This window comes from Mycobacterium sp. IDUB_28 (assembly GCF_055419285.1).
This window is the reverse complement of the sequence record NZ_JBVAXK010000008.1, coordinates 253023-272596: the sequence shown is the minus strand read 5'-3', so window position 1 is coordinate 272596 and position 19574 is coordinate 253023. Positions and strand designations below refer to the sequence as shown.

General features: G+C 67.5%; 18 protein-coding genes. 10 read left to right on the top strand and 8 right to left on the bottom strand.

Annotated elements, in window-relative coordinates; translation table 11 throughout:
• Positions 1-690 (bottom strand): MspA family porin, encoded by a 690-nt coding sequence (locus ACZYZ9_RS18720; RefSeq protein ID WP_463827804.1) that lies wholly within the window; start codon positions 688-690, stop codon positions 1-3.
• Between ACZYZ9_RS18720 and ACZYZ9_RS18715 the strand changes: the two genes are divergently transcribed.
• Both ACZYZ9_RS18715 and ACZYZ9_RS18710 read left to right on the top strand, forming a co-directional pair.
• Positions 629-1144 (top strand): hypothetical protein, encoded by a 516-nt coding sequence (locus tag ACZYZ9_RS18715; RefSeq protein WP_463827808.1) that lies wholly within the window; start codon positions 629-631, stop codon positions 1142-1144. The genes ACZYZ9_RS18720 and ACZYZ9_RS18715 overlap by 62 nt on opposite strands.
• Positions 1145-1233: 89 nt before the next feature.
• On the top strand, positions 1234-2064 hold the full coding sequence (locus tag ACZYZ9_RS18710) for an oxidoreductase (protein WP_463827749.1): 831 nt from the start codon (positions 1234-1236) through the stop codon (positions 2062-2064).
• Here ACZYZ9_RS18710 and ACZYZ9_RS18705 read toward each other — a convergent pair whose 3' ends face one another.
• Positions 2065-2505, bottom strand: coding sequence for a DoxX family protein (locus ACZYZ9_RS18705; protein ID WP_463827748.1), 441 nt, complete (start codon positions 2503-2505; stop codon positions 2065-2067). It lies immediately after the preceding gene.
• Positions 2506-2573: 68 nt separating this feature from the next.
• Here ACZYZ9_RS18705 and ACZYZ9_RS18700 point away from each other — a divergent pair, with 68 nt between their 5' ends.
• The 3 genes from ACZYZ9_RS18700 (at position 2574) to ACZYZ9_RS18690 (ending at position 7750) form a co-directional block, all read left to right on the top strand.
• Positions 2574-2897: a DMT family transporter gene (locus tag ACZYZ9_RS18700; protein ID WP_463827803.1), complete on the top strand. Its 324-nt coding sequence runs from the start codon at positions 2574-2576 to the stop codon at positions 2895-2897.
• Complete coding sequence (gene helR / locus ACZYZ9_RS18695) at positions 2894-5095, top strand: RNA polymerase recycling motor ATPase HelR (RefSeq protein ID WP_463827747.1); 2202 nt, start codon at positions 2894-2896, stop codon at positions 5093-5095. The genes ACZYZ9_RS18700 and helR overlap by 4 nt, the downstream gene beginning before the upstream one ends.
• Before the next feature lie 147 nt (positions 5096-5242).
• Positions 5243-7750, top strand: coding sequence for a glycogen/starch/alpha-glucan phosphorylase (locus tag ACZYZ9_RS18690; protein ID WP_463827802.1), 2508 nt, complete (start codon positions 5243-5245; stop codon positions 7748-7750).
• Positions 7751-7775: 25 nt separating this feature from the next.
• Here ACZYZ9_RS18690 and ACZYZ9_RS18685 read toward each other — a convergent pair whose 3' ends face one another.
• Positions 7776-7982: a long chain fatty acid-CoA synthetase Faa4p gene (locus ACZYZ9_RS18685; protein WP_463827746.1), complete on the bottom strand. Its 207-nt coding sequence runs from the start codon at positions 7980-7982 to the stop codon at positions 7776-7778.
• Positions 7983-8126: 144 nt separating this feature from the next.
• Entirely contained in the window at positions 8127-9011 is an 885-nt protein-coding gene (locus ACZYZ9_RS18680) for an HpcH/HpaI aldolase/citrate lyase family protein (protein WP_463827745.1), read from the bottom strand.
• Between the two features lie 95 nt (positions 9012-9106).
• On the opposite strand from ACZYZ9_RS18680, the gene ACZYZ9_RS18675 reads away from it, so the two are divergent.
• Positions 9107-9853 carry an alpha/beta fold hydrolase gene (locus ACZYZ9_RS18675; protein WP_463827744.1) on the top strand — a complete coding sequence of 249 codons (747 nt, stop codon included), beginning with the start codon at positions 9107-9109 and terminating at the stop codon, positions 9851-9853.
• A gap of 17 nt (positions 9854-9870) precedes the next feature.
• On the opposite strand, the gene ACZYZ9_RS18670 is transcribed toward ACZYZ9_RS18675, so the two are convergent.
• The gene (locus ACZYZ9_RS18670) at positions 9871-11973 is read right to left on the bottom strand and encodes an Ig-like domain repeat protein (RefSeq protein ID WP_463827743.1); all 2103 of its coding nucleotides are present in this window, start codon (positions 11971-11973) and stop codon (positions 9871-9873) included.
• A 23-nt stretch (positions 11974-11996) separates the two neighbouring features.
• Entirely contained in the window at positions 11997-13688 is a 1692-nt protein-coding gene (locus ACZYZ9_RS18665) for an Hsp70 family protein (protein ID WP_463827742.1), read from the bottom strand.
• A 59-nt stretch (positions 13689-13747) separates the two neighbouring features.
• On the opposite strand from ACZYZ9_RS18665, the gene ACZYZ9_RS18660 reads away from it, so the two are divergent.
• Positions 13748-14215 carry a nucleotide exchange factor GrpE gene (locus ACZYZ9_RS18660; RefSeq protein WP_463827741.1) on the top strand — a complete coding sequence of 156 codons (468 nt, stop codon included), beginning with the start codon at positions 13748-13750 and terminating at the stop codon, positions 14213-14215.
• A gap of 4 nt (positions 14216-14219) precedes the next feature.
• Here ACZYZ9_RS18660 and ACZYZ9_RS18655 read toward each other — a convergent pair whose 3' ends face one another.
• Positions 14220-15128 (bottom strand): TerD family protein, encoded by a 909-nt coding sequence (locus ACZYZ9_RS18655; RefSeq protein WP_463827740.1) that lies wholly within the window; start codon positions 15126-15128, stop codon positions 14220-14222.
• A 264-nt stretch (positions 15129-15392) separates the two neighbouring features.
• On the opposite strand from ACZYZ9_RS18655, the gene ACZYZ9_RS18650 reads away from it, so the two are divergent.
• The 3 genes from ACZYZ9_RS18650 (at position 15393) to ACZYZ9_RS18640 (ending at position 18481) form a co-directional block, all read left to right on the top strand.
• The gene (locus ACZYZ9_RS18650) at positions 15393-16169 is read left to right on the top strand and encodes an SDR family NAD(P)-dependent oxidoreductase (protein WP_463827739.1); all 777 of its coding nucleotides are present in this window, start codon (positions 15393-15395) and stop codon (positions 16167-16169) included.
• A 706-nt stretch (positions 16170-16875) separates the two neighbouring features.
• A complete protein-coding gene (locus tag ACZYZ9_RS18645) occupies positions 16876-17526 on the top strand; it encodes a DUF732 domain-containing protein (protein ID WP_463827738.1) in 651 nt (216 codons plus the stop codon).
• A 145-nt stretch (positions 17527-17671) separates the two neighbouring features.
• The gene (locus ACZYZ9_RS18640; protein WP_463827737.1) at positions 17672-18481 is read left to right on the top strand and encodes a DUF1906 domain-containing protein; all 810 of its coding nucleotides are present in this window, start codon (positions 17672-17674) and stop codon (positions 18479-18481) included.
• A 17-nt stretch (positions 18482-18498) separates the two neighbouring features.
• Here ACZYZ9_RS18640 and ACZYZ9_RS18635 read toward each other — a convergent pair whose 3' ends face one another.
• Entirely contained in the window at positions 18499-19245 is a 747-nt protein-coding gene (locus ACZYZ9_RS18635; RefSeq protein WP_463827736.1) for an adenosylcobinamide amidohydrolase, read from the bottom strand.
• Positions 19246-19574 lie beyond the last annotated feature (329 nt).

Here is a 19574-nt window from a genome sequence, read left to right as displayed (position 1 = left end):
TCAGACCGCCTTGGTGGACCCGACGTAGGACAACACCACGTCAGACTCGTCGGTGATGCGGGTCAGGGTCGAGTACGAGCGGACAAAGGACTGCCCGACGCAGCCGTCGATCTTCATGTGGAACTCGTTGATCATGATCCACGGGTTCGGGCCTTTGAACTCTTTGCGGACCACCGGGACCACCACCACGAATCCGGGTTTGAGCCCGACACTGACCACGCTGTTGTACTGCGCGCCGAGGATCGGTAGCAGCTGGAACGGCTCCCCGGGCCCGAACGGCACCACCGCGCCGAGCGAAGGCGAGACACCGGCGCCGTTGGCCATGGTGACGCCGTTGGCCGTGCTCATGTCGATGCCGCAACCGATCTCGTACCCCACTTCGAGCACGCCGTGCGGAGGTTCGGGCCCGGTCAGCGAAGCCACGAACACTCCGCTGGACAGGTATTCGCGCGACGAGACCGCAGTCGTCAGCGGCGCCACCGGAACGTGCCGCTCGTCTTTGGCGCCGAGCGCCAGGATCCAGCCGTCGGGCGTCGTGATCCGGACAGGAACGCCCGGGGGTACGGCTCCGCCAGCGACCGCTCCTGCCGGTTCGGCGTCCGGCTGGGCAGCCGCCGAGGGTGTGGTCATGGACGTGACCAGACACACAGCGACGGCCGCGGCACGACGAACCACGGCGGACATCGGCATCACGCGCTTCACGGTATGCACGGCCTGGTTTGCCAAACGCTTTGCTGGCCGCCGCAATCAGAGTTGTTGTGAGTTTGTGGCCGGTTTGCGACGAAGACTCGGCAGGCTCGGATCGCACATCAGTTCGCGGGTACGCTTGATGCCGGCCCGTGATTCGCGTCACAAGCAGAGAGGGCGACCGATGAGCCTTCCTAAGTTCGCTTCGGCACTTGCCGCCGGTCTGATGACCGTTGCGGCCCTGGTCGGCGGAACCGGCGTAGCCGCAGCGGACCCCGAAGACACATCCCCACCGTTGATCGAGGATTTCCTGACCGTCATTCAACCGGGCATGGCGCAGGATTTCCGCTCGACGGACACGCCCAACAACTTCGGTGTGCCCGGCGCCAAAGACTGGACCGGCAGCGGGATGTTTTGCCAGAATCGGACCGCCAAGTGCCGAAAGATGGGCTTCTAGCATTGGCGTCGGCGAAATCGTCTGCTTGTCAAGATAATTGGTAGTTCCGGTCGGCTCGCTGGCGATCGTGACCGAAAGGAACCACTGGGTTGTCCACCTGGCTCATCACCGGCTGTTCGACCGGCCTCGGCCGCGCCCTGGCCGAGGCTGTCATCGCAGCCGGTCATAACGCAGTCGTCACCGCCCGCGATGTGTCCAGCGTGGAAAAGCTGGCCGAGGCCACGGCCGAACGGGTGCTCGCAGTCGCCCTGGACGTCACCGACCCCGAGCAGATCGCGTCGGCCTTCGAGCAGGCACAGGACCGTTTCGGCGGCGTGGACGTGCTGGTCAACAATGCCGGCTACGGTTACCGCGCGGCGATCGAGGAGGGTGAGGACGCGGACGTGCGCGCGTTGTTCGAGACGCACTTCTTCGGCACCGTCGCCATGATCAAGGCCGTGCTGCCCAGCATGCGGGAGCGCGGCTCCGGCGCCATCGTCAACATCTCCTCGATCGGCGTGCAACTGACCCCGGTCGGCTCCGGCTACTATTCGGCGGCCAAGGCTGCGGTGGAGGCGATGAGCGGGGCATTGCACGGCGAGCTTGCGCCCCTGGGCATTTCGGTCACCGTCGTCGAACCCGGCGCGTTCCGCACCGACTTCGCCGGCCGGTCCCTGAAGCAGACGTCCACCGTCATCGACGACTACGCCGACACCGCCGGTCGGCGCCGCAAAGAGAACGACACCATGCACGGCGCCCAGGTCGGTGACCCCGCGAAAGCCGGTGCGGCGATCATGGCCGCCGTCGAGGCCGACGAACCTCCGGCGTTTCTGCTGCTCGGCCAAGACGCGCTGTTTTCGTACCGCTTCATCGCCGAGCGCCGCGCCAAGGAGATTTCGGCCTGGGAGAAGACCACCACGAGCACCGACCTCGACGCCTGATTATCCTTGCGGGCGTTGAGCTTTCGCAGTTCGAATCGTGTCGACGGCATACCTGCCCGGACCCAGGAACACCAGCAGGAAGAAACCGAAGCAGAACAGTATCGCCGGGGTTCCGCCGTTGCCACCCGGTGCCTCACCGATCGGCCAGAGCGCATTCGGTTGGTGCATCCAGAAGTACGCGACGGCCATCGTGCCAGAAGCCAGGAATGCGGCGGCACGGGTGAACAGCCCCGCCGCGACCAACACCCCTGTCACCAGCTCGATCAGTCCGGCATACCAACCCGGCCAGTCGCCGACCCCGACGTGGTGCCCGGTGGCGACGGGCCAGCCGAACAGAATCATCGAACCGTGACCGGCGAAAAGCATGCCATAAACCAAGCGGAACAGGCTCAACACTGCCGGCGAATAGCCGACGAGGCGGTGCGTCAGATTCTCGGTCATGCCCCTACGTTACGGAGGTCGGACTTCGTGTAGGTCTGTAGATGTACAGCTGCCCGAGGAGACCAATGCTGGCCTATCTGTTCCTGTTCGTCGCGATCTTCGCCGAGGTCGGAGCGACGAGCCTGCTCAAGAGCACCGACGGGTTCACCCGATTGTGGCCCACCGCGGTGTGCCTGCTCGGTTATGCCGCGTCGTTTGCGTTGCTGTCGTTGTCGATCGCGCGGGGCATGCAGACCGACGTCGCCTACGCGCTGTGGTCGGCGGTCGGCACCGCCGCGATAGTGCTGATCGCGGTCATGTTTCTCGGTTCTCCGGTGTCGGCAGGCAAGGTGGTCGGCGTCGGCCTGATCATTGCCGGGGTGATCACCTTGAATTTCGCCGGTGCCCATTGACCCGCGCGACCGACGAACTGCGCTCAGAACAGGCCTATGTCGACGGCCTGTACGCACGGCTGGACGATGACCGCGCCCGCGCCCAGGCCAGGTACCGCGCGGCGTTGCGCGCAGAGACTGAAACACCGATGGACCGCGACGTGGAGGTGCGTGCGCTCGCCAAGCGGATCAAGCGCCTCGACGTCGCCGACGACGGCCTGTGCTTCGGCCGGTTGGACAGCGTCGCAGGCCACCTGACCTACATCGGCCGCATCGGGCTGCTCGACGAGTCCGACGAGTACGAACCGCTGCTGCTCGATTGGCGGGCGCCGGCGGCCAGGGCGTTCTACACAGCCACCGCGGCCCACCCCGAGGGCATGCGTCGGCGCCGCCAGTTTCACACCCGCGGCCGTCGGATCGTCGCCTTCACCGACGAAGTGCTCGGCCGCCCGGACCCGGCCGAATCCGGTGACGGACACCAAAGCTCAAGCGACACCGCGCTGCTGGCGGCGATCAATGCGCCGCGTGGCGACGGAATGCGCGACATCGTGGCGACCATCCAGGCCGAGCAGGACGAGATCATCCGCCTGGACCACGCCGGCGTCCTGGTCGTCGAAGGCGGTCCAGGCACCGGCAAGACGGTGGTCGCGCTGCACCGCGTCGCCTACCTGCTCTACACCCAGCGGGCGCGGATGGAACGCCACGGGGTGCTGGTGATTGGACCCAGCCCGGCCTTCCTCAACCACATCAGCCAGGTGCTGCCGTCGCTGGGCGAGTCGACGGTGGTGTTCATGACCACCGGCGATCTGGTGCCGGGGCTGTCCGTCACCGCTGAGGACGAACCGGAGGCGGCAGCCCTGAAGGGATCGCTGCAGATCCTGGACGTACTCACCGCGGCCATCGCCGACCGCCAACAGCTGCCGCAGGATCCGTTGTTGATCAAGTTGTCCGACGTGACGATGCGCATCGACGCCGAAACCGCGCAGTGGGCGCGAGAGGAGGCGCGCGCCACCAAGCTGCCACACAACGCTGCCCGCGCCGCATTCACCGACATCGTCACCTATGTGCTGACCGAGCGGGCGATCACCAAGATCGGGCGGGGCTGGCTGACCCGTTCGGACCGGGACGCGTGGGAGAAGCTGCGGGACGAACTGATCGAGGAGCTCGCCGACAACGACGCCTTCGCCGCTGCGCTCGACGAGCTCTGGCCGATCCTGACGCCGCAGGCACTGCTGTCCGCGCTCTTGGAGTCCCCCGAGAGACTGAGCGCGGCGGGTGCCGATCCGGCGCTGCTGCGCGCCGTCGGCGACGCGTGGACGGTGTCGGACGTGCCGCTGCTGGACGAACTCGTCGACCTGCTGGGCACCAACAAGGAAGCCGAAGAACTGGCCAGGCAGCAGGCCGAACGCGAGCAACGTGAGGAGGCCGCGTACGCCGCGGGCGTGCTGGATCTGATGGTCAGCCGCGAGGACCTGATGGACGACGAGGATCAGCTGCTGGCCCAGGATCTGCTCTACGGCGAGGACCTGGCCGAGCGGTTCGTCGAAGGCGACGCTCGTGAGCTGGCCGAGCGCGCCGCCGCCGACCGTACCTGGACCTACCGGCATGTGGTGGTCGACGAGGCCCAGGAGCTTTCTGAGATGGACTGGCGGGTGTTGATGCGGCGCTGCCCGGCACGGTCTTTCACCGTGGTCGGTGATCTGGCCCAGCGCCGGTCGGCGGCCGGTGCGAGGTCCTGGGAATCGGTGCTGGCGCCCTACGTTCCCGGCCGGTGGGTTTACCGGTCGCTGTCGGTGAACTACCGGACCCCGGCAGAGATCATGGCGGTGGCCGCCGGGTTGCTGGCCGAGTTCGCGCCCGATACCGCGCCACCGGAGTCGGTCCGGGCCAGCGGCGTACCGCCCTGGTCCAAGCAGCTCGATGCCCACGAATTGCCCGCTGCGATAGCGGAATTCGTTCGGGACGAGGCCGGCCGCGAGGGTACCAGTGTGGTGATCGGGCCGTCGGATGTGCCGGGCACGGTGCCGCCGTCGCAGACCAAGGGCCTGGAGTTCGACGCGGTCCTGGTCGTGGAGCCGCAACGGATCCTGGCCGAGAATCCACGCGGGGCGGCCGAGCTCTACGTCGCCCTGACCCGCGCCACGCAGCGCCTGGGCGTGCTGCACCAGGGTCCGTTGCCGCGGGCGTTGCGCGGCCTGGCCGTCGACGGCGCGTCGTAAGGACGTGGCGTGCCGTTCACGTTTTTGACGGCGATCGGGAAGGCAAAAGCGAGCCGGGTGTGCAAGCATCGCTGCCAGACCCACTTTCTGCTGCCGCCGGGTAAGTCGGTGCGACTGTCGAAGAATCTCGAGAGAGTAGGACTCACCATGACCGACCTCGACCGCACCACCAACGACGCCGGCGCGCGCTCGGAGCTGAACGAGCACTCGCGCACCGGAATGGGTGCGGCCGCCCTGCAACGGGCGATCACTGACCATCTGCGGTATTCGATCGGACGTCCGGCCGCCGCCCTGCGGCCCGAGCACTATTACCGCGCGCTCGCCCTGGCTGTGCGTGACCGCATGCAGGACCGCCGGGTGGCCTCCACGCAGGTCTCCCTGGATCTCGGTCGCAAGGTGACCTGCTATCTGTCCGCCGAGTTCCTGATGGGCCCGCAACTGGGCAACAATCTGTTGAACCTCGGTCTGGAGCGGGCGGCCAAGACCGCGCTGGCCGCGATGGGCCAGCGCCTCGACGAGGTTCTGGCGTGCGAGGAGGAACCGGGTCTGGGCAACGGCGGCCTGGGCCGGCTCGCCGCGTGCTACCTGGACTCGCTGGCCACCCTGGAACGCCCCGCCATCGGATACGGCATCCGCTACGAGTTCGGCATCTTCGACCAGGAGATCCACGACGGCTGGCAGGTCGAGCAGACCGACAATTGGCTGGACAGCGGAAACCCTTGGGAGATAGCCAAACCCGACGTCAACTATCTGGTCAAGTGGGGCGGTCACGTCGAGCACTACACCGACGACAACGACCGCGACCGCGCCCGGTGGGTGCCGGGCCTGATGCTCAAGGGCACCGCCTACGACACCCCCATCCAGGGCTACGGCGTCAACACCTGCAACGTACTGACCCTGTGGAGCGCGCGTGCGGTCAAGTCCTTTGCGTTGGAAGCGTTCAATACCGGCGACTACTACAAGGCCGTCGAGGACGAGGTCACCTCCGAGACGGTCACCAAGGTGCTCTACCCCAACGACGAGCCGGAGGCCGGCAAGCGGCTGCGCCTGCTGCAACAGCACTTCTTCGTCTCCTGTTCGCTGCAGCACGTGCTGCACATCATGGACGACCTGGCCGATGCGGGAGTCCGGGAGCTCCCCCAGCGGTTTGCCTTACAGCTCAACGACACTCATCCGTCCATCGGTGTCGCCGAATTGATGCGCCTGCTGATCGACGAACGTCAGCTGGACTGGGACGAGGCGTGGGACATCACCGTGGCGACCTTCGCCTACACCAACCACACGCTGCTGCCCGAGGCGCTGGAGACCTGGCCGCTGGAGATGTTCGGCCAATCACTGCCGCGGCACCTCGAGATCATCTACGAGATCAACAGCCGGTTCCTCGACGAGGTGCGTATCAAGTTCCTCGGCGACGCCGAGCGGGTACGGCGGATGTCGCTGATCGGTGAGGATGGCGCCAAGTTCGTCCGAATGGCGCATCTGGCCACCGTCGGCAGCCACGCCATCAACGGTGTCGCCGCGCTGCACTCGGAACTGCTGAAAGACAGTGTGCTCAAAGACTTCTACGAAATGTGGCCGGAAAGGTTCAGCAACAAGACCAACGGGGTGACGCCCCGACGCTTCCTGGCGCTGGCCAACCCCGGGTTGCGGGAGCTGTTGGACCGCACCATCGGCGAGGGCTGGCTCAAGGATCTCGACCAGCTGCGCGGGTTGGAGGAGTTCGTCGACAAGAGCGCGTTCCGCGAGCAGTGGCGGGACATCAAGCGCACCAACAAAGCTCGCTTGGCCTCGTTCATCCGCTCGGCGACCGGTGTCGAACTGAACCCGGAATGGATATTCGACATTCAGGTCAAGCGCATCCATGAATACAAGCGCCAGCATCTCAACGTCCTGCACATCATCGCGCTGTACTACCGGCTCAAGCAGAACCCCGGTCTCTCGATTCCGCCGCGGGCCTTCATCTTCGGCGGCAAGGCGGCGCCCGGTTATTTCATCGCCAAGCGGATCATCAAGTTGATCAACGCAGTGGCCGAGACCATCAACGCCGACCCGGAGGTCAACAAGTTCCTGAAGGTGGCGTTCATCCCGAACTTCAACGTGCAGAACGCGCACCTGATCTACCCGGCGGCCAATGTGTCCGAACAGATCTCGACTGCGGGCAAGGAGGCATCGGGTACCGGAAACATGAAGTTCATGATCAACGGCGCCCTGACCGTCGGCACCCTCGACGGCGCCAACGTCGAGATCCGCGAGGAGGCGGGCGCGGAGAACTTCTTCCTGTTCGGGATGACCGTGCAGGAGGTCGAGGCCCTCCAGGCCGCCGGGTATCGGCCGGCGGACTACATCGACAGCAACGAGGAGCTCGCGGCGGTCCTGAATCTGATTGACAGCGGGCTGTTTTCACACGGCGACCCGGAGGTGTTCCGGCCGTTGGTGGACAATCTGCGCTACCACGACCCGTTTCTGGTGTGTGCGGACTTCGCGTCCTATGTGGAATGCCAGCAACGGGTCAGCGAAGCGTGGGTGGACCGGGACGCGTGGACCAAGATGTCGATCCTGAACACCGCACGCAGCGGCAAGTTTTCGTCAGATCGCGCGATCGCAGAATACTGCGATGACATCTGGAAGGTCTGGCCGCTGACGGTGAAGATCTGACACCGGGCCGCAATTCGGGTGTCGGCTAACCAATCTCGCGTGTGACGAAGACGGACACATAACCGATCGGGATACCGGTCCGGCTCGCGATGCAGCGGCGGGCCGCCAATTCCACCGCCGCCCGATCCGCGGCACGGGCGACCCCGTCTACCTCGGGTATCCGGATCGACCAACCGTCCGCATCGCGGGCGATATCGATGTCGAAGCACTGGCCAACGGTTACGCATTTCACGCGAGGACTACGAACCCTGCGCACCGAATGTGCGCGCCGCAGAGTGGGCTGAAGAGGCATGGTGTGTTCCTGGGACGACGATGGGCCGCGCGCAAGAATAATGCCGATTGGCGGCAATACCTAATTGAACCGTATCGAGCCGGCCTATCGGGTCTGCGACTGCAGTTCGGCGATGCGGTCGGCCAGCGCCAGGATCCGCTCGGCGTTCCGCACGTGCAGGCTTTCGATCATGCGGCCATCGACGGTGATGACGCTCTCGCCGGCGGCCTGCGCCTGTTCGTAGGCCTGCACGATCTTCGTGGCGTCGGCGAGCTCGTCCTGCGACGGTCCGAATACGGCGTTGGCCGGATCCACCTGCGAGGGATGGATCAGGGTCTTGCCGTCGAATCCCATCTCGCGGCCCTGGCGCGCTTCGGCGCGGAATCCGGCCTCGTCCTTGATGGCGTTGAACACTCCGTCCAGCACGACCTTGCCGGCGGCGCGTGCCCCGAGCACGGCCAGCGCCAAAGCGGGCACGACGGGGGCGCGTCCGGGCACGTGCAGTCCGTGCAGCTCGTTCACCAGGTCGTTGGTGCCGACCACCAGCGCGGCCAGCCGGTCGCTGGCCGAGGCGACCTCGTCCATCCGCAGGAACGCCCGCGGCGTCTCGACCATCACCCACAACTGCAGCGACTCCGCGGCACCCAGCTCCTCCAACCGCGCCGTCAGCGCTTGAACCTGTTGGCCTGTCTCGACTTTCGGCACCAGCACGCCGTCGGCGGCCGAACCGGCTACGGCGGCCAGATCGTCGTCGTGCCAGTCGGTATCCAGGCCGTTGATACGCACCACGATCTCGCGGGGCGCATACTCCCCGCTTGCGACAGCTGCACACACCCTGCTGCGTGAGTCGGCCTTCGCATCGGGACCGACCGCGTCCTCGAGGTCGAAGATCAACACATCAGCCGCGAGCGATTTGCCCTTCTCCAGGGCACGGGCGTTGTTGCCCGGGAGGTAGAGGGCCGATCGGCGGGGGCGCAGCGTGGGCGCCATGAGTGTGTTCGCTTTCTGTCCGACAACAGTTCCGGGGGCATCAGTAGCCTAAAGCAGGCTGTCAGAGCAGATCCCGCGCACACGAGGAGCAGAGCATGCCGGTCGTCTTGGTCCATGGCAATCCGGAGACAACGGCGATCTGGGGGCCGCTGGTCGACGTCCTCGGGCGCAACGATGTGGTGTTGCTGTCCCCGCCCGGATTCGGTGCACCGCTGCCCGACGATTTCCCGGCGACGTACCTGACTTACCGCGACTGGCTGGCGGGTGAGCTGGAGAACATCGACGGGCCGATCGATCTGGTCGGTCACGACTGGGGTGGCGGCCACGTCGTGAACCTGGTGATGCACCGACCCGAGCTGGTACGCAGCTGGGCCAGCGACATCCTCGGCGTGTTCGACGCCGACTACGTCTGGCACGACATGGCCCAGGTGTGGCAGACACCCGGGCAGGGCGAGGAACTGGTCGACACCATGATGAGCGGAACCGTCAAGGAACGTGCCGCCCTGCTGGCCGGTCTCGGCATCACCCCTGACATCGCGACCGCGCTGGCCCAGGCGCAGGGGCCGGAGATGGGTCGGGCCATCCTGTTGCTCTACCGTTCGGCGGCGCAGCCGGCGACGGCCGAGGCGGGGCGGGCGCTGGAGCACGCGGCGGCGCGCCCGGGACTGTCGATACTGGCGACCGAAGACACCTACGTCGGCTCCCCCGACATCCGCCGGCGTGCCGCCGACCGGGCCGGTGCCCGCACGGAAGTTCTTGACGGCCTTGGTCATTGGTGGATGCTGCAGGATCCGGCGCGCGGGGCCGCCGTCCTCGAGAAGTTCTGGGACTCGCTGCAGTGAGCGGTGCGGCGCCGCAGTCACGCCGTGCCGGGCGACACCGCCCGCGCTGAGGCGACACCACCGGCGCGCGCCATCACGCCGTATTGCGGTAGCGGTCCGTCGGGCGCCCCGCCGTCGTCCATCGACGTGCCCCGGGTGCGGCCGAGGACTCGCCAGGTGCCGTCGTCGGCACGGCGGGCGACCTGGTATTCCACGTCGGCCGCGCTGTCCGCGGGCACCCACGAAACCCGCACGCTGCCGTCAGCGCCACGCTGTGCGTGTACCTGCCGCGGTGCGGGCAACGGGCCTGCCGTCGGCATCGGCGGCGGGACGGGCGAACGCGGCGGCACCAGGGAACGTCCAGTCCGGTCCCGACCGGCGGGCGGCGGATTGGTTCCGGCATCGGAGCGGACCGCCGCCGAGGCCCGCCCGGTGTGCAGCGCGACGACGGCGTAGACCGGGGTCCCCAGCCCCGCGGGAGCCCCGCCGTCGGTTATCGAGACGGCGCCCGTCCGGCCCACCGTGCGCCACGCGCCGTCGGGATCGAGCCGGGTGACTTTGTAGGTGACACCGGCATCGGGCGACCGGTCCCAGCTGATCGTCACGTCGCCGCCGGCCGCCCGGGTCGCCGCGACCCGGGCCGGTCCGGCCAACGGCAACGCGGCCAGGGCCGCTAACGCGCGCGGGTGCCCGGGACAGGCATCAAGCGCAGCCATCAACTGCGCCGCGCGGGAGGTCTGCGGGCCGGCGGCTGCGGCCTGGACGATCCGGTCCGCTTCGGCGACCGCGGCGCGTGCGGCGGCTAACGCCGGCTGGGCGTCGACCGCGCCGTTCGGGTCGGCCAGGTCGGCGGCGACGCGGGTCAGGTGCTCCAACTGGTCGGCCGCGTCGGCGTACCTGCGCGCCTGCAGCGCCGCCGAGGCCGCCCGCCAACGCTGCCGCGCATCGGCGAGCACCGATTCGATCTCGTCGGCCACCGCGGCGATCGACGGTTGTCGTTCCGGCAGCGCGTGCCGGCGGGCATCCTCGGCGAGCCGCTGCGCCGCCACCGGCCGGCCTTCCCGAAGCGCCTTGCGCGCCGCCCGCAACGGTGCCGACCAGTCCGGCTTGGCGGGCGGCGGCGGTACCGGCTCGTGGCGTGGGGGCGGCTGCGACGCAGGTACCGCGGTGTCGACGGGCGCACCGAATTCAGCTGCGAGAGCGACCAATACGCGTGACGCCCGGGCGGCATCCAGCCCCAGATCGACGGCTTCGGCTACCAGATGGGCGTGGTCGTCGACGGTCAGCCGATCCTCCACCAGCACGGCCGCCCGGACCCGGGGCCGCAGCTTGTCCGTCAAGTCGGTCGCCAGGCCGTCCAGGTATGCCTCGCGTAGCGCGGGGCCGGCCTCCAGCAGGTCGCCGACGTGTACGAGCAGCTCGTCGATGACGGTGCGCAGCCGGTCGGACGGCAGCTCACGGGCCCGGGCACGCCACGCAGCGGCCCGCGCCGCGACCTCGGCCTCGTCCGCGTCCGGATCGCAGCCCAGCAACGAAAACAGCGTCGCCGGCGGCGGGGACTCCCAGATCCGGCCGAGTTCTTCTAACAGTGCGCGGATCTGGCGACGGCGATGCTCCGGCACGAGCTCGCCGGCCGGCATCGCGGGCGCGCCGATCACCCGGTGCATCTGCAACCGGGCCGCGACCTCCGCCTCGGTCAGGCCGGAGTCGCGACCGACCTGCTCGAGCTGGGCCAGCTTCTCGTGCGGTATGCCACCGTGTCTGGCCGCGAGCGCGGCCAGCGCAGCGTCGAACAGTTCGTAGCGGGCGGCGTCGTGTCCGGCACGTTGTCGGCGGGCCTGTGCGACCAGTTCGGCGCGGGCGCGCGGATCGAGCAGCGCGGCGCTGTTGGCGTCGTGCGCGGCCAGCAGGGCGGCGACCAGCACCCGGTACTTCGGGTGGTCCCGCTGCCGCTGCCAGAACGCCCAGACCTCGGTAACCCGCTCGGAAACATCTGTCTCACTGAGGCTTTCGACGTCCTCGAGCGGAATGTCGTACAACTCGAAGGGATCAGAGTTCTGCGGGCCACCCCGGGCCTCGACTGCGGCGAGTACCCGCTTGCGGTACGCGTTCGGTTCGAACGGGTGCAGCCCGGCCGACATTCAGGACCCCGCCGTCATAGCGATCACCGGCCGGCGTCGCGCCGTCGGGAACGCTGGACCTGTTGCCGTTCGCGCTCCACCTCCGCGGCCGACATGGTCGCCCCGGTTTCTGCGGTCAGCACCAGCGGCATGTTGGCCTCGACGTGCCGGGCCGTCACTTGCAACACTCCGTCGAAGCCCATCGCAAAGGTGATGCGGACCTCGCTGCCTTCGCCGAATCCCGGTGGGATGCCCTCGATCATGCCTGCGATCAGCACTTTCGCGTCCTCCGGTCGGGACGACGCCACCTGGCCCTGCTGCTCGACGACGACGAGCCTGATGGCGTCCTGATCGTCGCGGACCGTGCCGAAGCTGCGGTGCACGCAGATGGGCAGTGGGTCGTTGCGGCGTACCAGCCAGGTCGCCTGCAACGACAGCGTCTGCTCCCCGAGCGAGAGGATGCCGAATCCGCGGGAGACCACGGTGTCGACCCGGATCAGCACCGCGCGGCGCACCTGGGCCAGCGGCAGGTCATACGCGTCGGCGACCCTGCTGCAGGCGTCGTTGAGATCGCTGGGGCGTGCGTCCTCCGGCAGTGCGCCCGGCGCCAGCCGGCCACGGGTGATCAGATCGTTGGCGACCATGCGTTCCATTTCGAGCTTCTCGCCGTAGAGCGCGGCTCCGCGGACGACGGAGAGTTCCGGATCGTTGAGCTCGGGGCGCATCCCGAAGTCGGTGTGCAGTGCGGTCGCGACGGCAGGCATGCGCGAGGAACCACCGACCAACAGGATGCGGTCAACGCTGTCTGCGCCGCGGCGACGGGCGGCGGCCAGACAGTCGCGGGTCAGGTCTAAGGTCCGGCGCAGCAGCGTCGAGGTCATCTCCTCCAGCTCGGTGCGGGTGATGTCGATGACCGCGCGGGCACCGTCGTGGGTGACGATCACCTGGGTGACGTCACGGTCGGAGAGTTCATGCTTGGCCCGCTCGGCCGCGATCACCAATTCCTGGGCGCCGGCGGAGTCGTCCAGCGGATCTTCGGCCTGCGGGTTGGCCGCGCAGAACCGCCGGGACAGATGCAGGGCCAGCCGCTCGTCCCAGTCGGCACCGCCGAGCTGGTGATCGCCCTCCACCGCCAGGACGGCGATCCGGCGGTCGGCGAGCTCGATGACCGTCGCGTCGAAGGTGCCCCCGCCCAGGTCGTACACCAGGACCGTTTCCCGGTGACCCTCCTTGACCATGCTGTGCTGGCCATCCAAGCGCCCGAAGCCGTAGGACAGCGCCGCGGCAATGGGCTCGGAGAGCACGCCGGCCACGTCGAGTCCGGCGTGGGTGCCGGCGAGCACGGTCGCGCGGCGTTCCTCGTCGCCGAAGTAGGCGGGCACGGTGATGACAGCCTTACGCACGGGCTCGCCGGTGGCGTATTCGGCGTCGGCGGTGAGGCTGCGCAGGATCAAGGCCGACACGGCCGGGGCCGACCACGCGTTGCCGTTCGCGACGAACCGCCACTCGGCATCGCCCATTCGGCGCTTGACCAGCGTGCACACCCGTTCCGGGTCGAGCCGCGCCTGCCGTCGCGCACCCTCGCCGACCAGGTATTCGTCGCGATTGGTGAACAGGACCACGGAGGGCGTGGTCAGATCGCCGGTGAAACCGCTGAGGACTTCCGGGGATCCGTCGCGACCCGTCCTGGCGATCGCCGAGTTCGTTGTCCCGAGGTCAATCCCATGGATGGTCACTCTGGTGAGCGTAGCGACGACCGTCGGGCGACTGAACGCCTTCCGTACTATCGATGCCCGTGGCCGAGGATGACCTACAGACCGCGATCGTCGAGCGCCTCGACGATCTGGCGCGCGCGCTGCGACGGCAATCCGCCGGCATCGACCGCCTCGCCGAGGATGCGCGCGCCCGCCAGGCCAAAGACGTTGCGGGGGCGGACATTTCGTTGTTGGTGGACTTATACGCGGTGCACTCCGATGCCACCGCCTGCGCCGCGACGTCGCGCAGCAACCGGGAGCGAGCCGGATTCGAGGCTCTGGCGGCGGCGTTGGAGCGCCTCATCGCGGGCCGCGGCGGCGAAATCGTGGTGCCGGCGCCGGGGACCGATTTCGACCCCGCGACCATGGACGCGGCGGAGGTCCGGCCCGCCCATTCGGCATCTGAGGACCGGCTGGTCGCCGCGCTCCTCACGCCGGGGCTGCGGGTGACGACGACCGGGCGCACCGTCCGGGCCGCCCGGGTCGCGGTGTACCGGCACCGGGCCTAGGTCGTTACTTCCGGCCCGGTGTCCAGTCCATGCCCCAGCCGTAGGTGCGGTCCAGCAACGACTGGCCGCCGCGGATGTAGCGCACTTCGCGGTTGATCGTGATCTCGCCGTTGGTGTTCGTCAGCATCGCGATGGCGCACATCCGGGAGCCTGGATCGTGCTCGTCGAGCCGGACCTCGATCTGCGGGCCGGTCTGCGGGAAGACGGTCACCACCGCATTGGCGGCGGCCCAGTTCGGGGTGCCTTCGTAGATGTAGGCGAAGATGAGGACCCGGCGGATGTGGTTCGCCCGCGAGAGGTCGATGAACAGGTCTTCCCCGCCCTGACTCGCCCCCGACCGATCGTCGCCGGAGAGCCAGATGATCTTTGGTCCACCGGACAGTGGGCTGACCTGAAACTGGTTGCCGAGCGCCTGCACGACGCCCTTGTCGCCATCGACGAACTCGAACAGGCAGCCCAGGTCGAGGTCGATGTCTCCGCCGGATGCGGCGAGCCGCTTGAAGAATCCGCCGCCGGTTTGCCGTTGGGTCCAGTTCAGGTTTGCCCGGATGACGCCCGAACCGCCACTCCCCTTGCTCAACGAGACTGTCGGCGCCTGTTTGGTGAGCGTCACCTTCGACAGACTGACCGGCGGGCCCTGCGGCGGCGCCGGCGGCTGCTGCTGGTACGGCTGCTGCTGGTAGGGCTGCGGCGGATACGGCGGCGCCGGCGGGTACGGCTGCTGCTGGTAGGGCGGCGGGGGCGGCTGATAGGGCGGTTGCTGCTGATATGGCGGAGGCGGCGGTGGTGGCGGGTACGCCGGAGGCGGGGGTGGTGGCTGATAGGGCGGCGCGGGAGGGGGCGGGGGCGGCTGAGCTGGCGGCGGTTGCGACTGCGCCGGTTGCTTGGGCGGCTTGTTGTAATTGATGGGCATGCCGATGACCCTCCTCTTCGACCTCACAGGACGCCGTGGGGGTGCCGGTGGCCGTCCCCCTCAACCGAGGCTACTTCGTAGCCGCCAGGTATTCGCCGGTCGGTTCCGTCCCAGCGCCCGGCATCACCGACGACGGGTGTCGGGCTGGCCCTGCTGTAGCCAATCGCATTGAACACCAGGCACTTTGAATGGCCCCAGAGATCACCGCACGAATTTTGGCCGGGGTCCGCTCGGCGGCCACCCGGTCCCCGATACCGTGACGACGTGGAAATCAATGGAGCGAGCGCGATCGTCACCGGTGGCGCGTCAGGAATCGGAGCGGCGACTGCGCGTCAGTTGGCCGCCAAGGGTGCCCGGGTCGTGGTTGCCGACCTGCAGGCGGACAAGGGCGAGGCTCTCGCCCACGAAATCGGTGGTGTCTTCGTCACCGTCGACGTCACAAACACTGACCAGATCATCGACGCGGTCAAGACCGCCGCGGACCTCGGTCCGCTGCGCGCTCTGGTCAACTCGGCGGGTATCGGATGGGCCCAGCGCACCATCGGCAAGGACGGCGAATTCTCCTCGGCGCACAACCTGGATGCGTACCGGAAGGTGATCGCCATCAACCTGGTCGGCACCTTCGACTGCATCCGGATCGCCGCGACCCAAATGAGCAAGAACGAACCGACCGAGACCAGGGAACGCGGTGCCATCGTCAACATGACCAGTGTCGCGGCGTTCGACGGTCAGATCGGTCAGGCCGCTTACAGCTCGTCCAAGGGCGGCGTGGTGGGTCTGACCCTGCCGGTCGCGCGCGACTTGTCGGCGGTCGGCGTCCGCGTCAATACCGTCGCCCCCGGCCTGATCGACACCCCGATCTACGGCGAGGGTGAAGCCTCGGAGGCATTCAAAGCCAAACTCGGCGAGTCGGTGCTGTTTCCGCACCGTCTCGGCAAACCCGACGAGTTGGCCTCGATGGTCGTCGAGTTAATCACCAATTCGTACATGAACGCCGAAGTCGTGCGGGTGGACGGCGGCATCCGGATGCCACCGAAGTAGCCGTTTGGCCGGTGCCCGCACAGTCTTGGCCTGCGGGCACCGGTACACGGTCGACGACGGCAGTCAGAGCGACGAATTCTTCTGCGTCAGAACGACATTCGGCGAAGCACCGAGCGCGAACGTCGCCACGGGGCGGTCGACTGGGCTGGATTCATATCTGACCCGGCGATTCCGTTGCCCGGGAGAGCCATAGCTGCGAGAAGCCGAACCGTCAACACGCGGCGCGGCCGTAGCCCGAACGTCCATCCGCGTTCGCGACCAAGAGCTGCGTGTGTTCCGGCCGGTCCGGGCGCACCTGCGGGTCAACGTCAGCAGCCGTTCGCGTACGGGAAGTTGGAAGTGAACGGGCACCCGTTCCACGCTTCCGGTGACTTTCGGCGCGCTCCAATGACGGCAAGACATGGTGCGCGCGAAGCAGTTTCGGCTCAATTCCGATCCGACGCGCCAGCGACGTTTCCCACGGAAGCCCACAGCTGTTTCTGCAACCCCACCGCTGCCCGGCCGTCAGAGAGTGCCGACGCGAGTCGAGCCCGGCCATCGCCGGGGACATCTACCCGGCGACTCGCCAAATTTTCACGCATGGTGATTTTAACGGTTAACGTCGGGTAAACTGCCCGTGAACTCCTGGCGCACCGCAGCGGCCGACGGGCAACCACAGGTCCCACCCCACAATCTGCCGGGGGCGTAGCAGAAACGGAGCCTCGTCATGTTCACCCGCCTCGCCGTCTCTGCCGGAACCGTGTTGACTTCGATGCTGGCGCTGAGCGGAGCGGCAATTCTGGGTGGCGGTGCAGCATCTGCCGACTCGAGCCAAGACGACCAGTTCCTGGCCCTGCTGAATCAAAAAGGTGTTTCCGCCCTGTCGGGCGTGCCGAGCCTGATCGCCACGGCGCACGAAATCTGCGGCAATCTTGACGCTGGGGTGTCGGCAAATGCCCTGGTGGACGCACTGGTAGACAACGCGAACAACGTCACTCCGGGTGCCGAGCGAGGCCGACTCGTGCGTACCGAAGGCCGGTTCCTTGCTGCGGCAGTAGAGGCCTACTGTCCCAACAATCTCGGCAGGATAGGTTCTGTCACTGCCGGCTGGAACAACGCGACGCACCGGGTGGTACTTGCTTCGCGGATCAAAGAGACCAACCCGGACAACCCGTCACCGCCGGTACCAGGTGGACCCGACATCCAGATCCTGACGCCGCCACAGGCGGCGGCTCCCCCTCCAGCACGCAAGGTGGCGCCCCCCGTCGTCGGTCCTCCGCCAGGGGGCGGCGGCGGAGGCGGCGGCACTGGTGGCGGTACCGGCGGAGCGGCCCCGCTACCGCCCGTCGAACCCGGCATCATCGCGCTCGCGCCGTAACAAAACTGCTCGCTCACCCGCAGCCGCGCCTGTGAGCTGCTATTTTGCCGGCGTGGATTAGCGACGCACACGACACGGCCTCGATTCGGTATCAGCTGGCAAACGCTACTTCTTTTCGCAGCAGTCAGATTGTTAACGTCGCGCGATGCAGGACACGTCGGTGAATTCATGCCTCCGACAATCACGTTCATTTTCCCGACGTGAAGTGATGCGCTATGCCGTTGCCATGTCTGTGTTGCCGGGGATCTGCACGGTCTCGGCGTATGGCGGCGTCCCTGAGGCCGCGGCGGCCGCCCCCAAATTAATCGACTTCGCCATGCACCAGATTCCGGCGGAGCACATTCGGGCAGCGGGCTATTCGGGCGTCATCAACTACGTCTCGCTGTCGCGCCCCGGGTCGTCCTTCGGCGCCAAGCCGATCACCCGGCCCTACGCCGAACAGCTGAAAGCTGCGGGGCTGATGATCGTCAGCAATTACCAGTACGGCAAGCCCGGCGGGACAGCGCCGTCGGATTTCAAGCGTGGGTTCGACGGTGGTGTCGCCGACGCTCGCACCGCCTGGAAGCTGCACACCGAGGCCGGCGGCGGCCAAAGTGCGCCCATCTTCTTCACTATCGACGAGGACATCAACCGCGACACCTGGAACACCGTGGCGCTGAAGTGGTTTCGCGGTATCAATTCGGTGCTGGGCGTGCAGCGCACCGGCGTCTACGGCGGCATTGACGTGTGCCAGTGGGCCGCTGCCGACGGGGTCATCGGCAACTCGCGCACGCCGGGCCACCGGTGGGCCTGGCAGACCAAGGCGTGGTCGGGCAGTCGAGTCGATCCTGCCGCGGTCCTCTACCAACGAGTGGTCAGCACGGCGTCGAATCCCGGCCCGACCGTCGGGGGGCAGGAAGTCGACGTCAACGACGTCCTCGCCCAGGATTGCGGGCAGTGGAGTCTGCATCCGTGAGCGCGGGGCAACGTCGTTCATCCCCACGGGTTGGAGTTGCGTCCGGCAGGATCTGAAATCCAGCACCGGGTGCCGGCGAGCACTGCCGCGTGCACCGCTCGCGCGATCCGGGCGCCGACCACAGAGCGGGGCCCACCGTATGCCTCCGCAGTTCCGTCCGTCGGGCAGTGCACGACGATCGCGTCCGAGGCGGTTCCGCTGGCCTGTACTTCAGCCTCGTACAACGCCTGCACTTTCGCCTCCGTCGCAGTAGTTACCGCGTTGACCAGAGCTGCCTCGGACAGCCGCTGCGGCACCTCGACCACAACGTTGATGGTGCCCACCCGGTACTCGTCGCCGGCGAGCAACGGTCGGTAATCGACGGTCTCGAACACGCCACCTTCGGCTGTTCTTACGCCGCAAGGCAATTCGCGGCGAAGGTGCCGGTCAGGTGCTGCTGCCCAGGTCGGGTGCGAGAGCCCGACTGTCGCGGTCGCAACCACGCCGGTGTCTTCGGCCAGCCGGTACCGGGAGACGTCGACGGCGGTGAGCAGCCCGCAACCGGTGCCGGCGAGCTGGAGCGCGGCACCGATCTCCGTCAGGTGACGATCCGGGTCGGTCCGGTCGTAATCGAACGGGACCGTCGCGTTGAGCACCCAGTTCCGGGCGGCGATGCCGCCGCCGAGCGGACCCGACGAAACGCACAGCCGAGGCTCGGCGAATTGCCACAGAAGTACCGGCAGCGAACGCGCCTGTTCCACGCGTGCGGTCAACCTGGGATGCATAGCTTCATCCTGGCCTAATATCCAGGCGTCGAAGCCAGGGTGCCCGCGAACCTCGTGCTACGCGCATGAGTACGAATCGATTAGGGATCCAGTCGCGCCGGTCGGCTTGAATCGCCCTGGTTCTGCCAACGCCGCCGCGGAAACCCTACGCCGTACCACCACCGGCAACCCGCCAACAACGACACTGACCGCTGCTCACAGGCGAGGAATTTCGGCGAGCACACCCGGGGACTTTCGATGAGCGCCGTCAGGTGCCCAACTCGGCACGCAAAACACGCACCATCCGCACCGCGGCGGCGTTCTCTTCCGGGTTATCCGACGCGACGTCG

Coding starts and splice junctions, on each gene's coding strand:
- ACZYZ9_RS18715 (WP_463827808.1), top strand. CDS start 629: ATGGACGTGACCAGACACACAGCGACGGCCGCGGCACGACGAACCACG.
- ACZYZ9_RS18720 (WP_463827804.1), bottom strand. CDS start 690: ATGCCGATGTCCGCCGTGGTTCGTCGTGCCGCGGCCGTCGCTGTGTGT.
- ACZYZ9_RS18705 (WP_463827748.1), bottom strand. CDS start 2,505: ATGACCGAGAATCTGACGCACCGCCTCGTCGGCTATTCGCCGGCAGTG.
- ACZYZ9_RS18690 (WP_463827802.1), top strand. CDS start 5,243: ATGACCGACCTCGACCGCACCACCAACGACGCCGGCGCGCGCTCGGAG.
- ACZYZ9_RS18680 (WP_463827745.1), bottom strand. CDS start 9,011: ATGGCGCCCACGCTGCGCCCCCGCCGATCGGCCCTCTACCTCCCGGGC.
- ACZYZ9_RS18675 (WP_463827744.1), top strand. CDS start 9,107: ATGCCGGTCGTCTTGGTCCATGGCAATCCGGAGACAACGGCGATCTGG.
- ACZYZ9_RS18670 (WP_463827743.1), bottom strand. CDS start 11,973: ATGTCGGCCGGGCTGCACCCGTTCGAACCGAACGCGTACCGCAAGCGG.
- ACZYZ9_RS18655 (WP_463827740.1), bottom strand. CDS start 15,128: ATGCCCATCAATTACAACAAGCCGCCCAAGCAACCGGCGCAGTCGCAA.
- ACZYZ9_RS18645 (WP_463827738.1), top strand. CDS start 16,876: ATGTTCACCCGCCTCGCCGTCTCTGCCGGAACCGTGTTGACTTCGATG.
- ACZYZ9_RS18640 (WP_463827737.1), top strand. CDS start 17,672: ATGCAGGACACGTCGGTGAATTCATGCCTCCGACAATCACGTTCATTT.
- ACZYZ9_RS18635 (WP_463827736.1), bottom strand. CDS start 19,245: ATGCATCCCAGGTTGACCGCACGCGTGGAACAGGCGCGTTCGCTGCCG.